This is a genomic window from Undibacterium sp. TJN25 (assembly GCF_049339885.1).
Lineage (GTDB): Bacteria > Pseudomonadota > Gammaproteobacteria > Burkholderiales > Burkholderiaceae_D > Undibacterium.
Genome location: NZ_JBMPPM010000001.1, coordinates 457,453 through 482,998, shown reverse-complemented (window position 1 = coordinate 482,998; position 25,546 = coordinate 457,453). Strand labels below are relative to the sequence as shown.

The 25,546-nt window shown below is 58.4% G+C and carries 18 protein-coding genes; 9 read left to right on the top strand and 9 right to left on the bottom strand.

The window, feature by feature from the left end:
* Nucleotides 1-94: 94 nt before the first annotated feature.
* Together ACO0LO_RS02240 and ACO0LO_RS02235 are read right to left on the bottom strand one after the other, a co-directional pair.
* A complete protein-coding gene (locus ACO0LO_RS02240; RefSeq protein ID WP_422962559.1) occupies nt 95-1,870 on the bottom strand; it encodes a hypothetical protein in 1,776 nt (591 codons plus the stop codon).
* Between the two features lie 495 nt (nt 1,871-2,365).
* Nucleotides 2,366-3,802 (bottom strand): sigma 54-interacting transcriptional regulator, encoded by a 1,437-nt coding sequence (locus tag ACO0LO_RS02235; protein WP_422962558.1) that lies wholly within the window; start codon nt 3,800-3,802, stop codon nt 2,366-2,368.
* Between the two features lie 818 nt (nt 3,803-4,620).
* Between ACO0LO_RS02235 and ACO0LO_RS02230 the strand changes: the two genes are divergently transcribed.
* Nucleotides 4,621-5,976, top strand: coding sequence for an acetate kinase (locus tag ACO0LO_RS02230; protein ID WP_422962557.1), 1,356 nt, complete (start codon nt 4,621-4,623; stop codon nt 5,974-5,976).
* A 216-nt stretch (nt 5,977-6,192) separates the two neighbouring features.
* Nucleotides 6,193-6,660, top strand: coding sequence for a hypothetical protein (locus ACO0LO_RS02225; RefSeq protein ID WP_422962556.1), 468 nt, complete (start codon nt 6,193-6,195; stop codon nt 6,658-6,660).
* A gap of 79 nt (nt 6,661-6,739) precedes the next feature.
* On the opposite strand, the gene ACO0LO_RS02220 is transcribed toward ACO0LO_RS02225, so the two are convergent.
* Both ACO0LO_RS02220 and ACO0LO_RS02215 read right to left on the bottom strand, forming a co-directional pair.
* Nucleotides 6,740-6,979 (bottom strand): hypothetical protein, encoded by a 240-nt coding sequence (locus ACO0LO_RS02220; protein WP_422962555.1) that lies wholly within the window; start codon nt 6,977-6,979, stop codon nt 6,740-6,742.
* A 316-nt stretch (nt 6,980-7,295) separates the two neighbouring features.
* Nucleotides 7,296-7,598, bottom strand: coding sequence for a helix-turn-helix transcriptional regulator (locus ACO0LO_RS02215; protein WP_422962554.1), 303 nt, complete (start codon nt 7,596-7,598; stop codon nt 7,296-7,298).
* A gap of 372 nt (nt 7,599-7,970) precedes the next feature.
* On the opposite strand from ACO0LO_RS02215, the gene ACO0LO_RS02210 reads away from it, so the two are divergent.
* On the top strand, nt 7,971-9,560 hold the full coding sequence (locus ACO0LO_RS02210) for a class I adenylate-forming enzyme family protein (RefSeq protein ID WP_422962553.1): 1,590 nt from the start codon (nt 7,971-7,973) through the stop codon (nt 9,558-9,560).
* A 34-nt stretch (nt 9,561-9,594) separates the two neighbouring features.
* Here the strand turns inward: ACO0LO_RS02210 and ACO0LO_RS02205 are convergent, their stop codons facing one another.
* The 5 genes from ACO0LO_RS02205 to ACO0LO_RS02185 all read right to left on the bottom strand — a co-directional run bounded on the left by ACO0LO_RS02205 (nt 9,595) and on the right by ACO0LO_RS02185 (nt 15,653).
* Nucleotides 9,595-9,981 (bottom strand): Zn-ribbon domain-containing OB-fold protein, encoded by a 387-nt coding sequence (locus ACO0LO_RS02205; protein WP_422962552.1) that lies wholly within the window; start codon nt 9,979-9,981, stop codon nt 9,595-9,597.
* Nucleotide 9,982: 1 nt separating this feature from the next.
* Complete coding sequence (locus ACO0LO_RS02200) at nt 9,983-11,152, bottom strand: thiolase C-terminal domain-containing protein (RefSeq protein ID WP_422962551.1); 1,170 nt, start codon at nt 11,150-11,152, stop codon at nt 9,983-9,985.
* A 36-nt stretch (nt 11,153-11,188) separates the two neighbouring features.
* Nucleotides 11,189-12,736: a class I adenylate-forming enzyme family protein gene (locus ACO0LO_RS02195; protein ID WP_422962550.1), complete on the bottom strand. Its 1,548-nt coding sequence runs from the start codon at nt 12,734-12,736 to the stop codon at nt 11,189-11,191.
* Between the two features lie 29 nt (nt 12,737-12,765).
* A complete protein-coding gene (locus ACO0LO_RS02190; RefSeq protein ID WP_422962549.1) occupies nt 12,766-14,013 on the bottom strand; it encodes a branched-chain amino acid ABC transporter substrate-binding protein in 1,248 nt (415 codons plus the stop codon).
* 62 nt (nt 14,014-14,075) lie between these two features.
* Nucleotides 14,076-15,653 carry a class I adenylate-forming enzyme family protein gene (locus ACO0LO_RS02185; RefSeq protein ID WP_422962548.1) on the bottom strand — a complete coding sequence of 526 codons (1,578 nt, stop codon included), beginning with the start codon at nt 15,651-15,653 and terminating at the stop codon, nt 14,076-14,078.
* A 378-nt stretch (nt 15,654-16,031) separates the two neighbouring features.
* Between ACO0LO_RS02185 and ACO0LO_RS02180 the strand changes: the two genes are divergently transcribed.
* The 6 genes from ACO0LO_RS02180 (at nt 16,032) to ACO0LO_RS02155 (ending at nt 25,505) form a co-directional block, all read left to right on the top strand.
* Complete coding sequence (locus ACO0LO_RS02180) at nt 16,032-16,895, top strand: helix-turn-helix transcriptional regulator (protein WP_422962547.1); 864 nt, start codon at nt 16,032-16,034, stop codon at nt 16,893-16,895.
* A 101-nt stretch (nt 16,896-16,996) separates the two neighbouring features.
* Nucleotides 16,997-19,111, top strand: coding sequence for a 3-hydroxyacyl-CoA dehydrogenase NAD-binding domain-containing protein (locus ACO0LO_RS02175; protein WP_422962546.1), 2,115 nt, complete (start codon nt 16,997-16,999; stop codon nt 19,109-19,111).
* Nucleotides 19,112-19,224: 113 nt separating this feature from the next.
* On the top strand, nt 19,225-20,850 hold the full coding sequence (locus ACO0LO_RS02170) for an acyl-CoA carboxylase subunit beta (protein ID WP_422962545.1): 1,626 nt from the start codon (nt 19,225-19,227) through the stop codon (nt 20,848-20,850).
* A gap of 11 nt (nt 20,851-20,861) precedes the next feature.
* On the top strand, nt 20,862-22,853 hold the full coding sequence (locus tag ACO0LO_RS02165; RefSeq protein ID WP_422962544.1) for an acetyl/propionyl/methylcrotonyl-CoA carboxylase subunit alpha: 1,992 nt from the start codon (nt 20,862-20,864) through the stop codon (nt 22,851-22,853).
* Nucleotides 22,854-22,885: 32 nt separating this feature from the next.
* Nucleotides 22,886-23,665: an enoyl-CoA hydratase/isomerase family protein gene (locus tag ACO0LO_RS02160; protein ID WP_422962543.1), complete on the top strand. Its 780-nt coding sequence runs from the start codon at nt 22,886-22,888 to the stop codon at nt 23,663-23,665.
* 19 nt (nt 23,666-23,684) lie between these two features.
* Nucleotides 23,685-25,505, top strand: a complete 1,821-nt coding sequence (locus ACO0LO_RS02155) for an acyclic terpene utilization AtuA family protein (RefSeq protein ID WP_422962814.1) — start codon at nt 23,685-23,687, stop codon at nt 25,503-25,505.
* Nucleotides 25,506-25,546: the final 41 nt, after the last annotated feature.

Below are 25,546 nucleotides of genomic sequence, written 5' to 3'. Positions count from 1 at the left end.
TCGTTTCTCCTTACTGTCCAGCACAAATTTATTGAACCGGTGTGCAGGGTTTCAGCGGCCTGACGCATGCCACAGAAGCCCCGCGCCTTGCCAATTACCTGCCCAGACTCATGTTGGACTGCACGTTGACGCTTTGTTGCACCAGGCTGGAAATGCCGCTTTGCTGTGTCAGCACCATGATGCCGGCAGCAGATTGGGCTGCGCCTGTCATGTTGTTGGACATATCAAAGGTGCCTGCATTGACTGTGTTGGTGCCGCCCATGCCGCCTGCGCCGCCTGTGCCTGCTCCGCCATTGCCTACGCCGCCGGTATTGGTGCCGCCTGTGCCGCCTGCGCCGCCAGTACCTGCACCGCCTGAACCTGCGCCGGATGTGGAGGTCGAAGTACCGCCTGCACCGGTGGTGGTGCCGGTAGCGCCTGCGCCGCCGCTGCCGCCTGCACCGGAGGTGGAGCTGCCATTGGTTGCTGCGCCGCTGGTTGCTGTACCGCCTGCGCCGCCTGCACCGGCATTGTTTTGAGCGCTGCCGCTATTGCCGCCAGAGCCGCCGGTTGCACCGACAGCGCCAGTGCCGCCTGTGCTATTGCCCGACGCACCAACTGCGCCCGAGCCGCCGGTGCCGCTGGATGCTGCCGCACCTGCGCCGCCCGTGCCGCCTGCCGCTGCGCCTGCGCCGCCGCCTGCTGCCGCTCCTGCGCCGCCTGCACCGCTGGAGCCGGTTGCGCCTGCTGCACCGCTGCCTGCGGTATTAGTGCCTGCTGCGCCCGCTGCGCCCGCTGCGCCCGCCGCGCCTGTTGCACCCGAGCCGCCTGCACCCGATGCGCCTGCGCCGCCTGCGCCTGTATTGGATCCGGAAGTTGCTCCGCCGCCTGTGCTGCCGCCGCCGGAAGTTCCGGTGATGCTGGAGTTGCCGCCTGCGCCGCCTGGATTGCTGTCAGTGCCTGCGCCGCCCCTGGCATTGCCGGAAGTGGCTGTTGCGCCGCCGCCTGTACTGCCGCCGCCGGTTGCGCCGTTGTTGGCGGTAGATCCGCCACCTATGCCCCTACCGCTGCTGGCGCCGTCGCCGCCGCTACCGCCGCGGCCGCCTGCACCGCCCAGGCCGCCGATCGCATCGCCGTTGCTGCCGCCCGATCCACCGGAACCGCCCGATGCAGATCCTGTGCTGCCGCCGGAGCCGCCCGAGGAGCTGCCGCCACTGCCGCCGCGCGATCCGCTTGCGTTGCCGCCGGAGCCACCTGAGGTGTCGCCGCTATTACCGCCCATGCCGCCTGCTCCGCCGGTCGCAGTGCCGCCTGCGCCGCCTGCACCACCTGCACCACCTGCACCGCCTGAGCCGCCACGGCCGGTGGAAGCGTCACTGGCGTTGCCGCCTCTGCCGCCGGAAGCGCCGGTGGAGTCGCCTGTGCTGGCGTTGCCAACTCTGGCGCTGCCGCCGGAAGCGCCGTCGCCGCCGCCGCCTGCTTTGGCAGAGCCGCTATCGCCGCCGACTGCGACGGATTTGCCGCCATTGCCGTCGCCGCCTGATCCGCGGGCACCATCGCCGCCGTTGCCGTTGGCTGTGCCGCCTATGCCTTTACCGCCTATGCCGCTGGCTCCTGCTGCGCCGTTGGCGTTGCCTGAGTTACTCGGGTTGTTGCCGATGTCACGTACTCTGTTGCCGCTGACTGTGCCGTTCAATGTGCTTGTTGCTGTTGCTGTGTCCACATTGAAAGCGTTGGTGAAAGTCGCGGTAGAACCATTGTTCGTTGCTGCTGTCCGTGCTGCATCTGCTGTAGCGTCACCGCTGCTCGATGTTGGCGTTTCTTGCGCCATCGCCGGAACGCTCAGGCTGAAAGCGGCAGCAAGGGCCGAAGCCAATAAGGTCCTGTTCATAATCTCTCCTCGGTAATCACGTTGGGTAAGTGTGGAGTTGGCAACAAGAGCCAACTCCTTCGGTAACAGCAAGCTTGATGCCAGCGCTTTTTTTGTGGCCGGCGCATGGCCGGCTGCAGAGTGAAAACGCGTGGATGCAAGCCTCGCGCAAACGAATGCTTGTGGCGCGGCAAGCAAAAACAGCGGAGTTATTTGCAGCAATCTGTCACTTGCATGAGACAGCGATGCGGACATGATCTTTTTTAATTGAAACTGCTGCGAGCGATTAAGCTTGTTAATCAAGCCCTTAGCAATAATCAATCACTTATTAATGCTTGTGCTCCATGTATCGCTGAAGTGACAGCTGTAACAAAGCATTGCGCAAGTGTCACAATGTAACCGCGCGAGCATGGGCTGCAATAAAGAAATTGGGAAAGAACATGGAACGGAAACCGGGAACAAAAAATGAAAACGGGCCCATGCAGAACGATCTGCATGGGCCCGTGGAATAGGCGGTTAGCCGAGTTTTGGCGTTTTAACAGCGGCGCTATAGCGTATCTCGGTAGAGTGCGGATGAGAGATATCGTTATTTGCAGCAGGGGAGGTGCTGATGAGGTCGAGGTCGCTGCTGATGCCGTGTTTCTCCATCAGCCGGTACAAGGTCATGCGCGACACGCCAAGATCTTGCGCGGCGCGTGTCTTGTTTCTGCCGGTTCGTATCAGGCAATTGAAGATAGCCTCGCGCTCCGCGCTGATGCGCGCGTTTGCCAGATCGTCGTTCTTCAGCAGTATCTGCAGTTCCAGGTTGAGATCCTGCGCGGAAATCAGGCGTCCATCCGTTGTAACGATTGCGCGCCGTATGCGGTTGATCAATTCACGGACATTGCCCGGCCATGCATGCGACAGCATGGCCTGCACTGCATCCGCAGAGAAGCCGTTGAGCCTGGTCTTCCTTTCCTTACCGAATACTTCCAGGAAGTGATTGGACAGCAATTCTATGTCTTCCTTGCGCTCGCGCAACGGCGGAACAACAATGGGCAGCACGTTAAGCCGGTAGAAAAGATCCTGTCGAAATTTTCCGGCATCCACTGCTTGCTGCAGGTTGACATTCGAAGCCGCAATCACGCGCGTGTTCACCGGCACACTGGCCGCAGAACCCACACGGGTAATCGTCTTCTCCTGCAAAAAGCGCAGCAGGTTGGTTTGCAGATCCAGCGGCAGATCGGCGATCTCATCGAGAAAAATGGTTCCGCGGTCCGCACTTTCTATAAAGCCCGCCTTCTGCGCGGCCGCGCCGGTAAAGGCGCCACGCTCATAGCCGAACAATTCGGACTGTATCAGTTGCGAGGGGATGGATCCGCAGCTGACCGGAACAAACGGTCCGTTGCGCCTGGAGGAGCAGCGGTGGATGGCGAGCGCCGTCAATTCCTTGCCACTGCCGTTTTCACCGCCGATCAGCACGGTTGCCTCCGAATCGGCAATCTGCTTGATGTGCTTGAACAAAGATTTCATTGCCGGGCTTTCACCCACCATCGCCATATCCTTATTGTTGGCAAAGCGTCGCTTCGATTGCATGCGCATGATCGCGCGCCCATACGCATGGCCCACCGTCTGCGACAGGCGCTGCAAGTCTGCGGGCTGTGTATAGTAGTCGAACAGGTAGCCCAGTATCAGTTCGTGGCATTTCCATGACAGCAGCGAGTCTGCATGGAACACGCCTATCCATTCGCATTCGGGATGCGATTTCAATAGCTGGATCAATACCTCGTACTGAATCAGTTCAATATTATCGATGACGAGCAGGCAGACCATATAAGGGTCTTCCCGCATCATGCGCTCTGCTGCAAATATTTCTGCTGCGTAGTGTATTTCCCATTCTTCTTCCGGCAGATGGTATTCAAGGGATGCTGTGTTTTTTTGTAGCCTCAGGCAAAGGATTTTACGTTTTTTCATTTTTAATTTCCTGCTCTAGTATGTGCACGATTATCAAGTCCGGCGGCATTTTGCGCGAACTAGGACAAGCCGCATGCGCCACTTTGGCAGGCACGCGAGCGCCTGTCTCTTCGGGCAATACAGATTGATTTGAAACAAATGCCTTGAAGTACAAAAGCATTTTTAATCGTGAACATGTGCAACGATATTTCTCGGCAATGAAGACGATAGTGCAAACGACGTGTTTTTGTTTCGTATTACTTATGAGGAGGGAATCGCGACAAATAAATATCCTGTCTGCGTTATCCGCTGCCTGTCGTTTTGCAAATCGGGGACAATGCCGATTCTTTAGTTTCCTCCTTAAAATTGAATTGCATTTCAACAGTGTCGATAAAATTTACAAACACTTGCAATAACTATTGCGGACATGAAAGCTTCCGAAGTAAGCCTTTGATTGCAAGGGAATTTGATTTCTACGGCACGATTTGTGCTCTCCAATTTTTTACTATCTCAACCCCTTGAGAATAAAAAACAAGACAGCATTCCTTTTTCAAATCGACTTGTAAGACCCCGTTATATTTAACAGATATTTTGAGTTTTACAAGTCAATTCTGACAAGCGAAAAAAGACTGTCCTGCGTAAATGCAGAAATTGCAGGGAGCCAGTAGCGGCAGGGCTTCCTGTATTTTTTTGTTGCACAGGTCTTTAACAATATTTAAAACAAATTGACGAAAAATTTCTCTTAAAAAAACTGGAAAAGAAGTGGTCGAGTAAATCAAGAAACATAAAGCCGCTCCGCAACAGTTCAGGGCGGCACTAATTTCAATAAGGAGAAATTGATGAAACCGCAGCCCTTTTGCCATGTTGCCGTAGCCGCCTGCTGTTCAGCGCTATGTTTCACCAACACTGCAGTGCATGCCCAGGCAGTTCGCAGCGGCAATGTCGTCGATGATGTTTCGGTCGATACGCTGAAGCGGGATGTCACCGACCTTGCGCGGCAGCTGGATACCCTGAAGCGAGAACTGGAAGAAGAAAAAAGCAAACTCCGGGATCTCCGCAGGTCGGTAAGAAATGAATATCTTGCCAGCCAGCGCGGGGGCACTGCGCAGCCTTCAAGTACTTCACAGCAAGGGCCGCAGGGACAAGGCGGAACACAGGTGGCGATGGTGTCAAATCCCACTGCGCAGGACGGCACGCCGGCAACGGAACCGGTAGGCGTTGCACCGGAGCGCAACAGCAGGCAAAGGGAGGTAGCGCCTATTTTTGAACAGCCCGGCATCCTGACGCCAAAAGGGAAGTTCGCGCTGGAGCCTTCGATCCAGTACAGCTATTCGTCCAATAACCGCGTTGCGCTGGTCGGTTACACAGTGATCCCGGCGTTGCTCATCGGTCTGGTAGATGTCCGGCAAGTGAAGAGCAACACTGTCACCGGCGCATTGACCGGACGTTACGGCCTGACCAACAGGACGGAACTGGAACTACGCGTGCCTTACGTCTATCGCAGCGACTCCACTGTCAGCCGTGAGATATTCACCGGCAGCGCAACAGACAACGTGTTCCAGACCAGCGGCAAGGCTATCGGCGATGTCGAGGCATCGCTCCGTTATCAATTCAATGACGGTGGCGCGGACCGTCCTTATTTTATCGGCACAATGCGCGTGAAGTCGCGTACCGGCAAAGATCCGTTTGAAGTGGTCACCGATTGCGTGACGCGGTGCGTCGGTAACACTACCGGGACAGGCTTGCCGATGGAGTTGCCGACAGGCTCCGGGGCCTATTCCCTGCAGCCAGGCCTGACATGGCTGTTCCCCAGCGATCCTGCAGTATTCTTCGGCAGCTTCAGCTACCAGTACAACTTCAAGCGCAATAACGTGAGCCGGCGCGTGCTGAACGGGGAAAGCGAATTCCTGGGCGACATCAAGGCAGGCGACATACTGGGCGCCAATTTCGGCATGGGCCTTGCGTTGAACGACAAATCTTCTTTCAGCGTTGGCTTTGACCTGAACTCTGTCGGACGAACCAAACAGAACGATGTGACGGTACCGGGTTCCGTGCGGACAGTGCTTGCCAGTTTGCTATTGGGCTATTCGTACCGCTATTCCGACAAGACTTCATTCAGCATGTCCATCGGCGCCGGGCTGACGCGTGATACGCCAGATCTGACGCTGACGATGCGGGTGCCGATGTCATTCTGATGTTTTCCTATGTAAACCAAATGCGGGGTGGCTGCGTTAGATGCTTATGGAAAGCCCGCCATTTTCGGCGGGCTCTATGAGAAACCAGGGGTTTTGTATCAGTTGTAAGAGTCTGTGTCCGGATATCGTTTTTTGAGAGACAGACCCTATATTACTGTTATGCAATTGAAATTCCGCACTTGTTTTGCGGGTATCCCGGTTTGAAAGGACTACATCATGTTAAGCCACAAATTAAGCGCCGCTGCCGCAGTCTTGCTGATCGCTGCTGGTTCGTCTTCATTCGCGCAGGCCAGCGACCAGGGTGCTAACACCTTGCTGGGTGCTGCGGTCGGTGCCGCTATCGGCCATGGCGTCAATGGACGTGACGGTGCGATTGTCGGCGGTGTACTCGGTGCCGCTATCGGCGCAAGCGCAAATACCTACGACAGGCCACGTTACTATGGCCCTCCGCCTGCAACGACCTATTATGGCCCGCCGCCGGCCACTACTTATTACAGTGAGCCGACAACAACTTACTATTCGGCTCCCAGCACCGTATATTATTCACAGCCGCAAGTATATGTAGCTCCCGCGCCTGTCTATTACGGCCCCGGCCCGGTAGTAGTTGGTGGATATTATCGCGGTGGCGACCGTTATTATGGTCACGGAGGCTACTATGGCCGCCCCGGTCACTGGCATAGGTAATATCAAATAATCTGTGAGAGAGGGCGGGGCGGCTGCATGGCTGCGCCGCCCTGATTATTTGTACCGATAGGATGTAGATTTAGTGCGGTATCAGATTGCCATCTATCAGTAGCCTGATGGCGGCTTTTTGCAGACGGGTAAATTCCGGCATGCTTGCCGCCAGTTCGCGAAACTCCCTGATTTCGCCGCCGTCCGGATGCACGCCGCTGGGCGCCAGGTCATCGTTGAACAATTCCCCGTTGAATCCTTCCCGGCTGACCATAAAGCCGAGCATGAATGCCTCCGTAATCAGCGCTTCCTTTAAATCTTCTTGCGTCATGGCTTGCCTGTAAGTTGCCTGTGTATTTGCATAGTAGGATATTTACAGGCAGGGCACTGTTAAATAGCGAACTGACGAGGTGCTTGCAGGCACAATTTCTCACAAGATCATATTGGTAAGGGAAATCCTATAGCCCAGCAATTGCCTTGAATTGCCTTGATTTTAAGCAATCCTGGTTTTTCCTTAAAAATCATGGTCTTAGTTAGAGATTTTTGCGGTTATCCACAGGATTGTTAACATAAGGTGTGGGTAAGCTTGTAATTGACATTATCACGCTGTTTTGTTCTTTGGCCCGTTCTTCTGCCTGTTTTTCGGCTTACTCTTCGGCCGACAAAGCAGTCTTGATCGCCTGGTCGTAATCGCACTGCACGCGCAGCCAGAAACCGTGTTCCACACCGAAATGCCGGTCCAGCACCGCGCCTATATCGGCAGTGATTTCCACCTTGCCATCCAGGATGCCATCTATTATTTCCATTCCCAAGCCGGTCGCTTGCGCTACCTGTTCCTTTGGCCGCGTCAGTGGGATAAGAAAATCGTCCAGCAGAATCTTGCCCGGTCGTATGTCAGGGGGGATCAGGCCGGCACTGTCAAAATCATCATCGGTCTTGCTTGACTCCATATCGTCTTCCTTGACTCCTTCTTCTGGGAGGAATTGTCGCTGTAGTATGCCGTAACAAAGTGTACCAGCACCTTTATTTGCTTCTCTATTTATAACGCTCGCTGTTGCGCCGAAACCATTGCCGAATGGAAATCAAATAAATGGATTGCACTTTAGCTGCACCAATGGCGCTTGCAGCTTTTTAAGCGATGCATACCATGTAGCCAGTTCACACAAGACTGCTGTCATTAAAGACGCTAATTTCCGGATTGCGTTTCAGGGTGCCAAGCCTGCAAAATAAGCGGGCGTACCAGGAAAGCAGGCTAAGCCGGGCCGCGGAGGTGCTTGCCGCGGCTGACAGGTTTTGCCTCCTAAAAAATGAGGAGACCCATTTTGGATAAAAACGCAGTCAAGCCGGGCGCGAACGCCCTGCGGCGCATAGCACTTGGCGATACGCTTTACCGTACCGCGCGGCGGCGCGGAGACAAGCTCGCCGCGGTAGATCAGGGTGTGGAAACCAGCTACGCACAACTCGATGCAGACTCCAGCCGCTTTGCGCACTATCTGCTGTCGCGCGGGCTGAACAGCGGCGACAAGATCGCAATGATTTGCGCCAACTCCACGCAATTTCTCGTGGCCGCCTACGGCATCCTGAAAGCAGGCATGGTGTGGGTGCCCATCAATACGATGCTGGCCGTAAATGACATGCGCTACATCCTGGAGCATGCAGAGGCCAGGCTGATCGTGATGGATGACCTGTTCTTTGCCAACCCTGTGACGCGCGATCTGTGCGACAGTTTGAACCTGCCTGTAGTCCTGTCGGAGCTGGGACCAAAGCAGCCGCAGCCGCACGTGACATTATCTGCCGCGCTGGAGGCCATGCCGGCCACGCTGCCGGATGTCAATATCGACGACCAGGATCTGGCGCTGATCATGTACACCAGCGGCACCACCGGCCGTCAGAAGGGCGTGATGCATACACACTTGTCGGTGTATTCCGCGCTGATGTCCAATGTAGCTGAACTGGCCTACGACTATACCGATACGATCACCTGCATCCTGCCGCTATTCCATTGCGGCCAGTTCGCGCTGTCGGGCGCCGGCGTGCTCGCCGGGGCAACGCAGGTGATACACCGCGGCTTCGATCCGCTGGCGGTGCTGGACTCGATAGAGCAGAGGAAGATCACGACGGTATTGTGCCTGCCGCTGATGTATGCGGCAATCCTGAACCATCCGCAACGCGCCGTGCATGACCTGTCCAGCATCCGCGTCTGTACGTATGCGATGGCGCCTATGCCGCTAGTGCTGCTGGAACGGTTGACCAAGGAAATCTGTCCCAACTTCGGGCTCAACAGCGGGCAGACAGAAATTTTTCCTGCTACAACTTATTTCCGGCCGGAAGAACAGTTCAAGCGCTTCGGCTGCTACTGGGGCAACCCCACGCTGGTCAACGAAGTGGCGATCATGGATGACGACGGAACCCTGCTGGAGAACGGCAAGGTTGGGGAAATCGTGCACCGCGGCCCGAATGTGATGCTGGGTTATTACAAAGACCCGGAAGCCACGGCGGAGTCGCGCCGCTTCGGCTGGCACCATACCGGTGATCTTGGTTTATTGGATCAGGATGGCCAACTATTGTTTATCGACCGCAAGAAAGACATGATCAAGACCGGCGGCGAGAACGTGCCATCCATCAAGGTGGAGGAAGTGATATTGCGCCATCCTTCAGTTGCCAACGTGGCGGTGGTCGGGCTGCCGCATCCGCACTGGTCGGAAGCGGTCGCGGCGTTTGTCATCCTGAAGCCGGGCGCATCCTGCGACGAGGCCTTGCTGGCGGAGCACAGCCGGCAGCACCTGGCAGGTTTTGAAGTACCCAAGCATATCCATTTCGTCGATGCCTTCTCGATGACGCCAACCGGAAAAATCCAGAAGAACGTATTGCGCAGGGAATACGAAGGACTGTTCGCCAGCGCCGCGCCCTGATGTCACCTGCCCGGTGCGGGCAGCAGGCTAGTATTTATGCTGCTTCGAACGCGGGCAGGATGCTTCCATCCGCCGATTTCTCAAACACCAGCCTTACCGGCAGTCCTATATGCAATACGGCATGCGGCACCTGCCGCAAGGGTGCCGCCATGCGCACGCCTTCCGGCAGGTCCACCGTTGCAAATACATAGGGTACTTGCCCGGCAAAGCCGGGGATGGCGGTCTGGTGGGTGATGGTCCAGCTATGCACGGCGCCGCTGCCGGCAACTGTACGCCATTCCACCGCAGTGGAGTGGCAGTGGGCGCACATGGGCTGCGGGTAATGGCGGCAGATGCCGCAGTCGGCACACTGCTGGATGACCAGCTTTTGCTGCTGCAGTGCTTCCCAATAGGGCCGGGTGTCGATTGAATATTTATCCATGTCATTTCCCCTTGCGCATGATGGCGATGGAGCCATCGCCCATGTCGCCGTAACCGGTGACCAGGCCGGTCTCTGCTCCCGGAACCTGGTTGGCGCCGCCGTCGCCGCGCAATTGCCTTACCAGTTCCACCACATGGTTCATGCCGACCATGTGCGCCTGCGACAACAGGCCGCCATGGGTATTGACCGGCAGCCTGCCGCCGAGTGCGATGCCGCCGTCGCGCACGAACTGGCCGCCTTCGCCTTTTTTGCAAAACCCCAGGTCTTCCAGCTGGCACAGCACGATATAGGTAAAACAGTCGTATATTTCGGCAACGTCGATGTCTGCATGGGTGACGCCCGCAGCCTCAAAGGCGCGTGCAGCCGCCTTGGCAATGCCCAGTCGTGTCAACTCCGGTCTTTGCGTAATCGCCAGCGGCGAATCCGGATGCCCCTCGGCAGTGGCCAGGATGGTAATGGGTATGTGCCGCAGGTCACCCGCCGGGCCGGCCGCGCTGACAACGACCGCTGCGGCGCCATGGCTTTCCAGGCTGCAGTCCAGCAGACGGAAAGGGTCGGAGATCATACGCGACGCCTGATGCTCTTCAATGCTGAAAGGCTTGCGCATGATGGCATTGGCATTGTTCGCCGCATGGGCGCGGATGGCGACGGCAATCTCGGCAAAGTCACGGCTGGTAGTGCCGTACAGTTCCATGTGCCGACGCGCCATGGCGGCGTATAGCTGCACCGGCGCGAAGGCGCCCAGCGGCATTTCAAACTCGGCAACGGTGCGGAATTGCGGCGCCTGCTGCAACCGGTCGCTGGCCCGGCCGCCACGGCCGTCGCGGCCCACCGTCACAAGTACATGGCGGCAAATGCCGGCGGAAATAACGGCCTGCGCCATCTGCAATGATGAGACGGCGCTGGCGCCGCCCATGGGCACGGTACCGGAAAAGCGCAGGTCGCGTATGCCGAAATTGCTGATGAAATCTTCCGCGATGGCCGAACCGTTGGACATGGGGATAATGCCGTCGATATCGCCGGGCACAAGGCCGGCGTCGCGAATGGCCGCCAGGGAGGCTTCGAGTTGCAGCGACAGGCTGCTACGTTCAGAAATGCCTTTGCCGTACAGGGTTTCGGCAACGCCGGTGACGGCGGCGCAGGGCTTGATGCTGGAGGTAGTGCTGGTCATGTAGTTCCGTTTTTTGGAGGGGCAGTCGGCAGGGGATCAGGCGTCCGCCTTCAGTTTGGTTTCAAGCTCGTGCCGCTTTACCTTGCCTGTCGCGCTGCGCGGCACATCGTCTGCGCTGATGAAGACAACTTCCTTGGGCAGCTTGTAAGAGGCAATCTTGCCGCGGCATTGTGCAAGCACCTCTTCCGTGGTCAATGTCTGGTCGGCTTTGACGACAAAGGCGACCGGCACCTCACCCCAGCGGCTGTCCGGCTTGCGCACGACCACGGCATCCAGCACGCGCTCACAGGCCAGCAGCACGCGCTCGATTTCGGCGGGATAGATGTTCTCGCCGCCGGATTTGATCAGGTACTTGCGGCGGTCCACGAAATCCAGCGAGCCGTCCGGGTTGCGTACGAAGACGTCGCCCATGTGGAAGGCGCCATTCCTGAAATCCCTGGCATTGGCTTCCGGGTTGCCCCAGTAACCGCTGAACAGGCTGGGGCCACGAAAGGCGAGTTCACCCGGCATGCCGTCAGGCACTTCGTTGTCGTCTTCATCCACCAGGCGGACGGAGCAATAGGAATTCTGTAGTTTGGACAGGCGTTCCGGTATCACGCCTATGGCGATGGAGCCGCGGCTGGCAGGCGCGCTGCCGGTTTCAGTGGAACCAAAGGAATTGCGATAGGGCGCCTGGTAGAAACCGGTGATTTTCGCAATCTGGTCCAGCGGCACCAGGTCGGCCATGCAGCCGATCACGCGTGCGCCTTTCGGCTTCAGGCCGCTGCGGTTCAGTTCGTCGATCACGCGGTCTATCATGCCCGGCATCAGCGTCAGGTGGCCGACCTGCTCGCGCGCGGTAATTTCCACCAGGCGCTTGACGTCCAGGCCGTCCATCACAATCACCTTGCCGCCATGCGTCAGGGTGCCAAATACCGGGTCGGTAGAGACCATGTGGAATAGCGGCGCCCAGGCAATGAAGGTATCGCCGGGCTGCACCGGGCTGTCTATGCGCGAAATCATGCCGCGCGCCACCATGGCCCGTTGGCTGATCAGCGCGCCTTTCGGCATGCCGGTTGTGCCGCTGGTGTACAGAATGATCAGCCCGTCTTCCGGATCAAGCCCGCTGCTATCCGGCGCGGACGCTGCCGCATCGGCCAGCATGGTTTCGTATGCCGGGCCGAAATGCAGGCTGGCAGGAACGCCATGGCCTATGCGTGCGGCTACCTCAATGAAACGTTCAGAGGTAAACAGCAGCCTGGGCGAAACGAGCTGTATGCAATACCTCAGTTCCTCATCCGATTGCCGCCAATTCTGGCAGGCCAGGATGACGCCCAGCTTGGCTGCCGCCAGTTCCAGTTCGACGTATTCGGTGCGATTTTCCGATAGCACCGCAATGCGGTCGCCGCGCTCCATACCCAGTGCAAGCAGCGCGTTACTCAGCCTGTTTACCCTGTCGTCCAGCTGCGCATAGCTGATCTGCTTATGCTGGTCTTCCAGTGCTACCTGATCCTTGCTTTGGCGGACCTGTTGGGCGAACAAGTCGGCAATCGTCAGCCGGCCGGCGCTTGCGGTCAGCGATGCATGTGATTGCTGGTGTGGCATATTCTTCTCGCTTTCTGATTCGTCGTGCATCAGCTGCGGGCCGGGCGCACCATCTGGCAAGTGGTGGGCAGCGTCACTGCGGCTGCTTCTATCTTGCGATCTGTCCTCCAGCCGTAGCCGGTGGACTCTTCGTCATATTTGACATCCTTGCCGTTGACCTTGACCCAGGTCACCATATACAGCGGTTGCTGCAGCTGGTGGTCTGCCTTGCGCATTTCCACTTCACCGTTCAGGCTGTTGACCTTCATGCCTTCCATTGCAAATGCGACCTTTATCGGATCAGTCGACTTACTCTCTTTCATCGCCTTGGCCAGCAGTGCTATGCCGGTATAGGTCGCCGATGAAAAATAGTCGTCGTTGTATTTTTTCTTGAACGACTCCACGATTTCCTTGCCGGAAAAGGTTTCATTGTTCGGATGCCAGTAGGGGATAGACTTCACGCGGTCTTCGCCGGCAGAGCCTATCGCGCCTGCAATACCGGGGCTGCTGGCAAAGAAGGTGTAGAAAGTGCTGCGCAGATTGGCTTCCTTCGACGACTTGATCAGCATTGATAGATCGGATCCTGCATTGCCGGTAATGACTGTGTCCGCACCGGACGCTGCGATCTTGGCAATGTAGGGGGAATAGTCTTTTACCTGGCCAAAAGGCGGCAGGTCGTCGCCGACGATCTGTATGTCGGGGCGTTTGGCCTTCAGGCTTTCTTTAGCGGAGCGGCTTACCTGTTGCCCAAACGCGTAGTTGGGATTAATCAGATAAAGTTTTTTGATGCTTTTGTCTTTTTCGATGAAGGAGGTCAACGCCTCTATCCGCATGTCCACATTCGCATCCAGCCGGAAATGGTAGAAGCTGCATTTGCTGTTGGTCATGTCCGGATCGCCGGCAGACGTGTTCATGTAGATCACTTCCTTGCCCGGATTGCGCTGGTTATGCTTGTTGATGGCGTCGATCAGCGCCAGGCCCGCACCGGAGCCGAAGCCTTGCGCAATATAGCGGAAACCCTGGTCAGTCACGGTTTTCAAGGCCGTCAGCGTTTCCTGCGGGCTGCCCTTGTTGTCAAAACCGACGATCTCGAAGGTATTGTCGCCAGCCCATTTTTCCTTGTTGGCCAACTCGGCAATCGCCTGCCAGCTTTTCAGCACATTGTTACCGGTCACCGCAAACGGGCCGCTGAGCGGATCGATATAGGCAATGCGGATTTTTTCAGCAGAAGCAGCACCGGAATAAAAAAGGCCGGCGACAGTCAGGGCAAGCAGGGCGGGGCGCAAATGATAATTCATGTCTACATCCTTTTGAATTTTTAAAAATGGGCAATAAAGGCAAACTGGGCGTGCTGCTGTTGCTAGGCGTGTCCGGCTATCTCCGGACGCTGCTCCAGTTCATGCCGTTTGATTTTTCCGGTGGTGCTGCGCGGCAGCTCTTCATCCGGGACGAAGACCACCTGTTTCGGCAATTTATAATCCGCGATCTTGCCTTTGCATTCACGCATGACATCCTCCTGCGTCAGGGTCTGATCTGCCTTGACGACAAACACCACCGGTACCTCACCCCAGCGGCTGTCCTTGCGGCGCACCACGACGGCATCGGCGATACGGTCGCAGGCCAGCAGCACGCGCTCGATTTCCGCCGGATAAATGTTTTCACCGCCGGACTTGATCAGGTATTTGCGCCTGTCCACATAATCCAGCGTGCCGTCCGCATTGCGCACGAACATGTCGCCCATGTGGAACCAGCCGTTGCGGAAATCTTTTGCCGTCGCTTCCGGCGCCCCCCAGTAGCCGCTAAACAGGCTGGGGCCGCGCATGGCCAGTTCGCCGGGCAGGCCGTCTTCCACTTCATCGTCGTTTTCATCCACCAGGCGGATTTCGCAAAAGGAACTCTGTACCTTGGAGAGTTTGGGCGGCACGATGCCTATAGGTATCTGTCCCAGCGTGGCCGGCGGCGAACCGGTTTCAGTGGAGCCGAAAGAGTTGCGGAAGGGCGCCTGCAATAATTGCGTCACCTGGGCGATCTGGTCGCGCGGCACCAGGTCGGCCATGCAACCCAGGCCGCGTATACCCTTGGCCTTGGTGCCGGTACGCCGCACTTCTTCAATGATGCGGTCGACCATGCCGGGAATCAGCGTCAAATGGCCGATTTCTTCACGGGCGACGATGGCGACCAGCTTGGGCACGTCCAGGCCATCCATGACGATGACCTTGCCGCCGCTGGTCAATGTACCGTAGGCCTGGTCAGTTGAGACCATGTGGCACAGCGGCGCCCACGCGATGAAAGTATCACCTGCATCCAGCATGCCGTCCATGTGGCCGATGACGGCGCGCGCGACCATCGCCCTCTGGCTGATCAGCGCGCCCTTGGGCAGCCCTGTCGTGCCGCTGGTGTACAGGATAATCAGGCCTTCTTCCGGATCGAGATCGATGCCGCTGCCTGCTTCGTCGCTGCTGGAAGCTTTCAGCATTTCTTCATATTCAGATTCGATATGGATGACGGTATCCACGCCATGTGCGATGCGGGCCAATACATCCGCATAGCGTGCCGACACGAAGACCGCGCGCGGCGACACCAGCCGTATGCAGTGTTCCAGCTCACCGTCCGATTGCCGCCAGTTCTGGCAGGCCAGGATTACGCCCAGCTTGGCAACCGCCAGCTCCAACTCTATGTATTCAAGCCGGTTTTCCGCCAGAATGGTGATCCGGTCGCCGCGCTGGATACCGCGTGCGCTCAGCGCATTCGCCAGCCGGTTGACGCGTTCATCCAGTTCGCCGTAGCTGAAGCGGCGGACTTCATCTTCCAGTGCGGTCTTGTGCCTGGTCCGTTTTACCTGCTGGCGGAATAGGCCGGCAACGGTCAGGCGGGCAGCGTGTTGCGTCAGCTGCATCGCGGCGTCGGCCGTGTCAGCAGAGGCTTTGTTTGTCTCCATATCTACCTTTTCTTATCTGTGTACGCCAACGCGCATGCCTGAGACTGCACGGGCGGTGCAGCAAAGAAATCAGCAAATAGGGTGCGGATCGGCCTGGCTCCGTTTATCGTCCAGTGGCCGTACGTTAACAGCTTGCGGCTGCTGAAACTTGCGTCAAGTAGCTATGGTTTGCGCGCACCTTATTTGCCGGGTTGTGCGTCCAGTCGTTAATATTTTTTACAACCAATCACTTGCTTTGTCGTAAATGCCATGGCATGCTGTTCTGCACATAATTCAAATTCTGGCAGCCCTGCTCGCCGAATCCCATGGAGACAAACGCATCGCTGCTGCGCCTGCACATTCTGCAAATGCGCTGCACTGCGTCATAGGAGATGTGTGATGGAATGGAAGGACGGAGTATCCGCCAGGGCTTTGGTTGCGGCGGAAGGGCGGGATGGCAAAGTCATGCTGATCACACCCGACAGGGTTGCCTACGCCGGCCTGCTGGGCCGGCCGCAGACTCGCGAATTCGGTTCGCTCACTGTGTATGTGTCATTGGGCAGCCCGTTCCAGCTGCAGGTGGGGAACGGTGAATGGGAAAGCGCTGAGATCCGCGTCGTTGCGGCTGATACGCCGCACCAGATCAGGACGACGGACCGCCTCATAGGGTCGATCATGATAGAGACGGAAAGTGTCTGCATGGACAAGCTGCCCAGCTTTTTGCAGGCATCGTCTGCTCCAGACAATTTAGCCCTCATTGCTGCCACGCTGCGCGATGCATTTGCCGGCCTGATGGATGGTAGTGCGCCGGTGGAATTGATACGCGCAAACTTTGACCGGTTTTTCTTTGGCGAAACCCTGGAGCCACGCAGCATGGAGCCGCGCATGGCAAAGGTTGTCAACGCCATCAAGAGCCAGCCTTGCGACACGCAGGGGGCGGAAGAGTTTGCATCGCTGGTGGATTTGTCTTTTTCCCGCTTCCTGCACCTGTTCAAGAACGAGGTCGGTACGACCTTCCGCCGTTTTCGCGCATGGAAGAGGGCTCGCAGCTTCCTGTCCTATGTCAATACCGAATTGAACCTGACCGATATAGCACTGGAGACAGGCTACCCGGATTCCTCGCATTTCAGCCATTCCATCCGCCGTGTCTGGGGGCTGACGCCGAAGAATATCGTTGCCGGCTCGCGCCGGCTTGCGGTCATCCTGGATGGTGATAGTTTTGTGCCCGCAAAATACTGGCGGCATCAGCTCCCGCTTTCCTGATTGTTACGGTTTTACGGCCGATGCAGCTACTTAACGCAAGCTGCTCCGAGGCGTACCTGTTAGCCTGAGGCTTTACAGTCCGCAATATGGGAGCGCAATCAATGAGCAGTCTCGTCACACTGGAGCGGCACGGCAACGTCGGCGTGCTCCGCATCAATAATCCGCCGGTCAATGCGCTGGGCCCCGAGCTGGTTGCCGGCCTGATTGAGCTGGTGGGCCAGTTTGAGGCGGATCAAAGCTACAGGGCGCTAGTGGTCTGTGCAGAAGGCCGCACTTTTGTCGCCGGCGGTGATATTGCCCAGTTCTCCATGCCCGGATTCAGTACTGCCCCCTTCAACCGTATGCTTGCCCGTCTGGAAAAATTGGACAGGCCGGTGCTTGCCGTTCTGCACGGCACGGTGCTGGGTGGCGGCCTTGAACTTGCAATGGCCTGCCATTACCGCGTGGCGGCGGCAACGACAAGGCTTGGCCTGCCGGAAGTTTTGCTCGGTATTCTGCCAGGCTCACTCGGCACGCAGCGGCTGCCGCGGCTGGTGGGCGTCAGTCTGGCGCTTGACATGATACTGAGCGGCCGCCCCATAGATGCTGCAAAGGCGCTGCAGGCGGGGCTGGTAGACCGACTCATCGACGGCGATCTCACTGCGGCGGGCATCGCCTATGCTGAAGAATTGCTTGCCCAGCGCACAGGCCCGCGCCGCACCAGCGACCGCACTGCATCGGTGGAAGGTCTTGCAGCGGATTTTTTTGAGAAAGCGCTTGCGGAAGCGGTGAGTAAAAAAGCTGCTTATCCGGCGCCGCAGCGCATCGTGCGCTGCGTGGAAGCGGCGGCCACGCTGGATTTTAATGCCGGCGAAGAAGTCGAGGCAAGACTGTTCGAAGAATGCCGCATATCGCCTCAGTCTGCCGCGATGCGCAAGCTGTTCTTCGCAGAGCGTCAGGCGACCAAGATTCCCGGCTTGCCGGGCGGCCTGAAGGAGCGCGCGATTGCCAGCGTCGGCATACTCGGCGCCGGCACCATGGGCGGCGGCATCGCAATGAATTTCGCCAATGCCGGCATCCCGGTCGTGATCGTAGAAAGTTCACAGGAAGCGCTGGACCGCGGCCTTGCCCTGGTACGCAAAAATTATGACGCCAGCGCCGCCAAAGGAAAAATGAAGGCAGAAGAGCCACCCCGCCGCATGGCGCTGCTGACCCCATCGCTGCGCTATGAAGACCTGGCCGGCTGCGACCTCGTGATAGAAGCCGTTTTTGAAAACCTGGATATCAAAAAAGAAGTCGCCGCCCGCCTGGGCAAGGTATGCAAGCCGGGTGCCATCATTGCCAGCAATACTTCCACGCTGGATGTGGATGTACTGGCGCAGGCCAGCGGACGGCCGCAAGATTTCCTGGGCATGCATTTTTTCAGCCCGGCCAATGTGATGCGCCTGCTGGAAATTGTGCGTGGCGCGCAGACCGCGCCGGACGTGCTGGCGACCGTCGTAAAATTAGCGAAAACCATAGGCAAGGTACCTGTTGTTTCCGGCGTGTGCTATGGGTTTATCGGCAACCGCATGCTGGAGCCTTACCTGCGTGAGTCGGAATTTTTACTGATGGAGGGCGCGACACCGACGCAGATCGACAACGCGATCCAGTCGCTGGGTCTGCCCATGGGGCCATGTCGCATGCTGGACATGGCCGGGCTGGACGTTGCCGCCAAAGTAGTAGTGGAGCGCGGCAAGGCCGGTGGCTTGCCAACTGATGCGGGCTATCGCGCAGTCGTGCAAAAAATGCTGGTCTTGGGCCGTTTCGGGCAAAAGACCGGTGCCGGCTATTACCGTTATGAAGGACGCAATGCGGTTGCCGATCCGGAGGTCGGCAAGATATGCGCGGCACTGGCTACGCAGTTCGGCATCCGCCGCCGAGACGACATCAGCGATCAAGAAATCATAGAGCGCTGCCTGTTCCCGTTGATGAATGAAGGTGCAAAGATACTGGAAGAGGGCATTTCCTATCGTCCCGGTGATATCGACCTGGTCTGGGTCAATGGCTACGGCTTTCCGGATTATAGGGGCGGGCCTATGCACATGGCGGATGAAACAGGGCTGGACAAGATAGCGCAAAGGCTGGATCACTACGCGCAGCTTCGCGGCAATGCATACGGCTACTGGGACAAGGCAAAGCTGCTGGCCGACATGTCTGCGAAAGGACAACAATTCGCAGACTGGCCGCTGAAATGAGTTCATACGGCGCTGCATAGCTGCACCGCAGCAGGAAACGCAGGACAGAAATAGATAAAAGGCCGTCAAGGCCGGCCATGTTGATCCAAATAACACCACTACACTTAAAAAATATGGCAACCATTGAAACCAGTATTTTGACCGGTAATGACACCTACAAGGCCAATCACGCCGGCATGACGGCGCTGCTGCAGCGCGTTCGCATGCTGGAAGAGCGTACACGCCTGGCCTCTGCTGCCTCCAAGGCCCGCTTTGAGAAACGCGACCAGTTGTTGCCGCGCGAACGGATTTCGCTATTGCTGGACCACGGCACGCCGTTCCTGGAAATATCCACGCTGACAGGCTATTGCATGGACGTGGCCGATCCCGACCGCAGCGTGCCCGGCGGCGGCATCATTGCAGGAATCGGCTACGTGTCCGGCGTGCGTTGCATGATCAGTGCATCCGATTCCGGCATAGATGCCGGTGCAATGCAGCCGCGCGGCCTGGACAAGCAGCTGCGGGTGCAGGAACTGGCACTGGAAAACAAGCTGCCCTATATCCAGCTGGTGGAAAGCGCGGGCGCCAACCTGATGACCTATCGCGTGGAGGAATTCGTCAAGGGCGGCAACCTGTTCCGTAACCTGGCGCTGATGTCGGCGGCGGGCCTGCCGGTCGTCACGATTACACATGGCTCTTCCACTGCGGGCGGCGCCTACCAGACCGGTTTGTCGGACTACATCATCATGGTGCGCGGACGCTCGCGCGCTTTCCTCGCAGGCCCGCCTTTACTCAAGGCAGCCACCGGCGAGATCGCCACCGAGGAAGAACTCGGTGGTGCAGAAATGCACACCGGTATTTCCGGCTTGGGTGATTACCTGGCCGAAGACGACCGCGACGCGTTGCGCATCGCGCGCGACGTGCTGGCCAAGCTGGAATGGAACCGTGGCATTGCCGTACCGGCACAGCCGCGTGCCATCAGGCCGCCGCGCTATGATGCGGAAGAACTGATGGGCATCATGCCGATGGACCATAAACGGCCGGTAGACATGAAAGAAGTCATCGCCCGCATCGTCGATGATTCCGATTTCCTGGAGTTCGGCGCACTGTATGGTTCGGCAACCGTATGTGGCCATGCGATGCTGGATGGTTTTCCCATCGGTATCGTTACCAATAACGGCCCGATAGATCCGGCCGGCGCGACCAAGGCCACGCACTTCATCCAGTCCTGTTGCCAGGCGCAGATACCTATCCTGTATCTCAACAACACCACGGGTTTCATGGTAGGCCGCCTGTACGAGGAGGCTGGCATCATCAAGCATGGCTCAAAGATGATACAGGCGGTGACCAACGCCACCGTGCCTCAGATTACGATTTATTGCGGAGCCTCATTCGGCGCCGGCAACTACGGCATGTGCGGGCGCGGCTTCCATCCGCGATTCTGCTTTTCCTGGCCGAATGCCAAGACTGCCGTCATGGGGGGCGAGCAGGCAGCCAAGACGATGGCTATCGTTACTGAAGCGGCAATGAAGCGCAAAGGAAGCGAAGTGGACCAGGCCAAGCTGGATGAACTGCAACGCAAGATCGTCGACAACTTCGACCGCCAGATGGACGTGTTCACCACCAGCGCGCTGGTACTGGACGACGGCGTCATCGATCCGCGTGACACGCGCTCAGTGCTGTCTTATGTGCTGTCGGTCTGCCGCGAAGCGGAAGAGCGCAAGCCGAACAAGATGCAGTTTTCCGTTGCCCGGCCTTAGCAGACTCCATTATGACGATATCCACTCCATTCCATAAAATACTGATAGCCAACCGCGGCGAGATCGCGCTGCGCGTCATGCGCACCGCGCGCGCGCTCGGCTTCCGCACGGTAGCCGTTTTTTCCAGCGCGGACCGCGATGCACTGCACGTACGCGAAGCTGACCAGGCCGTGCACATCGGCGAGGCTTTGCCGGCACAGTCTTACCTGAACATTCCCGCCATCATCCATGCCGCACGGCTTAGCGGCGCGGATGCAGTGCATCCCGGTTACGGCTTCCTTGCCGAGAACGCCGCGTTTGCGCAGGCTTGCCGCGATGCGGGGCTGGTATTCATCGGCCCTTCACCGGAAGCAATTATCGCAATGGGCAACAAGGCCGGCGCCAAGCGTCTGATGATGGACGCTGGCGTGCCGTGCATTCCCGGCTATCAGGGAGAAGACCAGGACGAAGCGCGCCTGCACGAAGAAGCCGGCAAGATAGGCTATCCGGTCATGATCAAGGCCACGGCCGGCGGCGGAGGGCGCGGCATGCGCCTGGTCAGCTCTTCGGAACAGTTTCCAGATGCGTTGCGCAGCGCGAAGTCGGAAGCGCAAAGCGCATTCGGCAACCCCGAGGTGATCCTGGAGCGGGCCATCATGGAGCCGCGGCATATAGAGATCCAGGTATTTGCCGACCGTTACGGCAACGCCATCCATCTGGGGGAGCGCGATTGTTCCGTGCAGCGCCGCCACCAGAAAGTGGTGGAAGAAGCGCCGTCTCCAGCCGTCGATGAGGATCTGCGGCAACGCATGGGCGCTACTGCAGTGGCTGCAGTCAAGGCCATCCGCTATGAGGGTGCCGGCACGCTGGAATTTCTGCTGGACTCTGAAGGTCGCTACTATTTCATGGAAATGAACACACGGCTGCAGGTTGAGCATCCGGTGACCGAAGCCATTACCGGGCTGGACCTGGTGGAGTTGCAATTGCGGGTCGCCGGCGGCGAAGTTCTGCCGCTCGCGCAGCAGGACGTGCGTTTTCATGGACATGCAATCGAAGTGCGCCTGTGCGCGGAAGACGCAGAGGCCTCCTTCATGCCGCAAAGCGGCACGATGGCACTGTGGCAGATGCCGGCTGGAATCCGCGTGGAGGCCGCGCTGGAATCGGGCGCGGTGATACCGCCGTACTACGATTCAATGATTGCCAAGCTGATCGGCTACGGCGCATCGCGCGATGAAGCGCGCCGCAAGCTGGGCGCTGCGCTGGAGGATGCTGTGGCGCTAGGCGTGAAGACCAACCAGCAATTCCTGGCAAGCTGCCTCCGGCATCCGGTCTTTGCCGCCGGCGGCGCGACGACTGCTTTCATCGGCACGCATGCAGAGGAATTACTGAAACCGGATGGCGACAGCGAGGCGCGCGCGCAAGCGCTGGCGGCAATGCTGCTGTATGCGGTACCGGCCGATGGCGGTGGGACCGGGCAGCTCGGCAATTCCAGTATCGCGCACCGCTTGCCGATAGGCTTCCGCTTTGACATCAATGCCAGAGCCTGCGTGGCGAGCCTTGCGTATGGTGGCGACAGCCGGTACCAGGCCAGTATAGAGAAACGCAGTTTCGCGTTGCAGTTGCTGGAGTTGGGGCCGCATAGCGTGCGCTTCTCCTGCGACGGGCTGGTCGAGAGCGCCGCTCTGGTGCGTGACGGCAGTGAATTGCTGTTGCAGTATCGTGGTGCATCCTACCGCATCGCAGACCGGTCGCATGTTGCGCAAACGAAGCAGCGTGAGCCCGGTGGCGACGGCAAGATACGCGCGTCGATGAATGCCAGGGTGGTGGCCGTGCACGTCGCTGTTGGCGAAATGGTCAAGGCCGGCCAGCCGGTGCTGACGCTGGAGGCAATGAAGATGGAGCATGTGCACGCGGCCCCGGTAGGCGGCCGGGTGACGGCATTAAACGCGGCAATGGGTGACCAGGTGACGGTGTATAGGGTGATCGCCGAAATTGCCAGGGACGAAGCCACGACGGCAGTTTGAACCTATAAAATATTGTGCACGCAAGGAGCAACATGGACGGGATACCACAAATATTGCTGGAAAAGCGCGGCGCGAGTTTTTGGATCACCATCAACCGACCGGAGAAACGCAATGCCATCAACAAGGAGGTCATTGACGGCATCAGCGAAGGCTACCGCCAGGCGCATGCAAATCCCGAGGTGCGCGCCATCGTATTGACAGCGGCCGGTGATAAGGCCTTTTGTGCCGGCGCCGACCTGCAGCCCGGTAAAGGTTTTGTATTCGACTATGCGAGGCCGAATAGCGACTACGCCGATTTGCTGCGCCTGTCTCAAGATGCGACCCTGCCGGTTGTGGCCCGCGTCAACGGCGTGTGCATGGCCGGCGGCATGGGGCTGCTGTGCATGGCCGACATGGCGGTGGCGGCGGACCATGCGCTGTTCGGTCTGCCTGAAGTAAAGGTCGGCGTATTTCCGATGCAGGTGATGAGCTTGCTGCAAAACCTGGTGTTGCCGCGCGTGCTGCGCGAATGGTGTCTCAGCGGCGAGCCTTTCGACGCCGCATCGGCAATGGCGCACGGTTTGCTCAATTACGTCGTGCCGGCGGCGGAACTGGACCAGAAGACAGACTGGCTACTGGCGCGCATCACCGATAAATCACCGACGGCAATACGGCGCGGCAAGTATGCAATGCGGGCGATGGAAGCAATGTCTTTCGACCAGGGCATCGCCTACACCGAAAGCCAGATCACCTTGCTGGCGTTGACTGAAGACGCCAGGGAAGGCCTGGCTGCCTTCAATGAAAAACGCAAACCTGTCTGGACCGGACGTTGACAGCATGCAGAAAGACATCATGACCCAGTCTCAAATTCAGCAGTCCCAAATCAACTCGCAATCCAAGATCATCCGCATAGGCGGCGCTTCCGGCTTTTGGGGCGACAGTTCGGTTGCGGCGGAACAGCTGGTGACCGGTGCGCCGATCAACTACCTGGTATTCGACTATCTGGCCGAACTGACGATGGCCATTCTCGCCTCCGCGCGCAGCAAGAAGCAGGAGATGGGCTATGCGACCGACTTTGTCGATATTGCGATGAAAAGCGTGTTGCCGGACATCGCCCGGCGCGGCATCAAGGTAGTGGCCAATGCGGGCGGGATCAACCCCAGAGGCTGCGCCGATGCGCTGGCCGCGCTGGCGCAGGAAATGGGTATCAGCCTGAAGATCGCCGTAGTGGAAGGCGACGATGTCAGTGCCCAGCTGCCGGCTTTGCGCGAGGCAGGTCAGCGAGACATGTTCAGCGGCGAGGCCTTGCCTGCAAAGGTGCTGAGCGCCAACGCCTACCTCGGCGCCTTGCCGATTGCGCAGGCTTTGCAGGCCGGCGCCGACATTGTCATTACCGGGCGCTGCGTGGACAGCGCTGTCACGCTGGGTGTGCTGATGCATGAGTTCGGCTGGAAAGCGGACGACTACGGCCTGCTCGCCGCAGGCAGCCTGGCCGGCCATATCATCGAATGCGGCTGCCAGGCCACCGGCGGCCTACATACCGACTGGGAGCAGGTGCCGGACTGGGCCAACATCGGTTATCCGGTGATTGAATGCCATGCAGACGGCAGCTTCATCGTTACCAAGCCTGAAGGCACGGGCGGTAGCGTGCTGGCGGCCGCAGTCGCCGAGCAGATGCTATATGAGATCGGCGATCCTGCTGCGTACATGCTGCCGGACGTGGTGTGCGATTTTCGCGATGTGCAGATAGAACAGCAGGGCGCAGACCGGGTGCGCGTGCACGGCGCACGCGGCATGCCGCCCACTGGCAGCTACAAGGTATCCGCTACGTGGATGGATGGCTACCGCTGCGCCGGCACCATGGTCATCATCGGCATCGATGCGGTGGCCAAGGCACGCCGTACCGGCGAGGCAATTTTGGAGCGAACCCGCGGCATCTTCCGCAAGCTGGGCTTGCCGGATTACAGCGCCAGTTATGTCGAAGTGATAGGCGCCGAAACCCAGTATGGCCCGCACTCGCGCACCATACACGCGCGCGAAGTCATGATGCGTGTGGTCGTCAACCATACGATGAAGCAGGCGCTGGACATTTTTGCCCGTGAGATTGCGCCGGCAGGCACGTCCTGGTCGCCGGGCACGACCGGCCCGGCTTTGTCGCGGCCCTCCGCATCGCCGCTGATCAAGCAGTTCTCCTTTACCTTGCCGAAACAGGCGGTATCGATACAGCTCATGCTGGATGGACAGTCCCAGACAGTACAGGTACCGCTGGACGGCGGCTATTTGCCATCGGCCGTTGCTGAAGAGCCTTCCCATGCGTCATCGCTGGACGCTGCCACCGTGGAAGTGCCGTTGCTGCAACTGGCCTATGCACGCAGCGGCGACAAAGGCAACTTGTCCAATATCGGCGTGATTGCGCGCAAGCCCGAATACCTGCCTCTACTCACCGCAGCGCTGACGCCAGCTGCCGTCAAAAAATATTTTGCACACCTGGTTCATGGAGAGGTCCGGCGCTATCTGCTGCCCGGCATACACGCCTATAATTTCCTGCTGGAAGACGCGCTGGATGGCGGCGGCACTGCGTCCATGCGTATGGATCCGCTAGGCAAGGGCATGGGACAGATGTTGCTGGATATGCCGGTTAGCGTTCCTGAAAGCATTGCAAAGGAACTATAGGCCTGGACAAGGGCGAAATTGCTTTGCAACACCGTTTCATC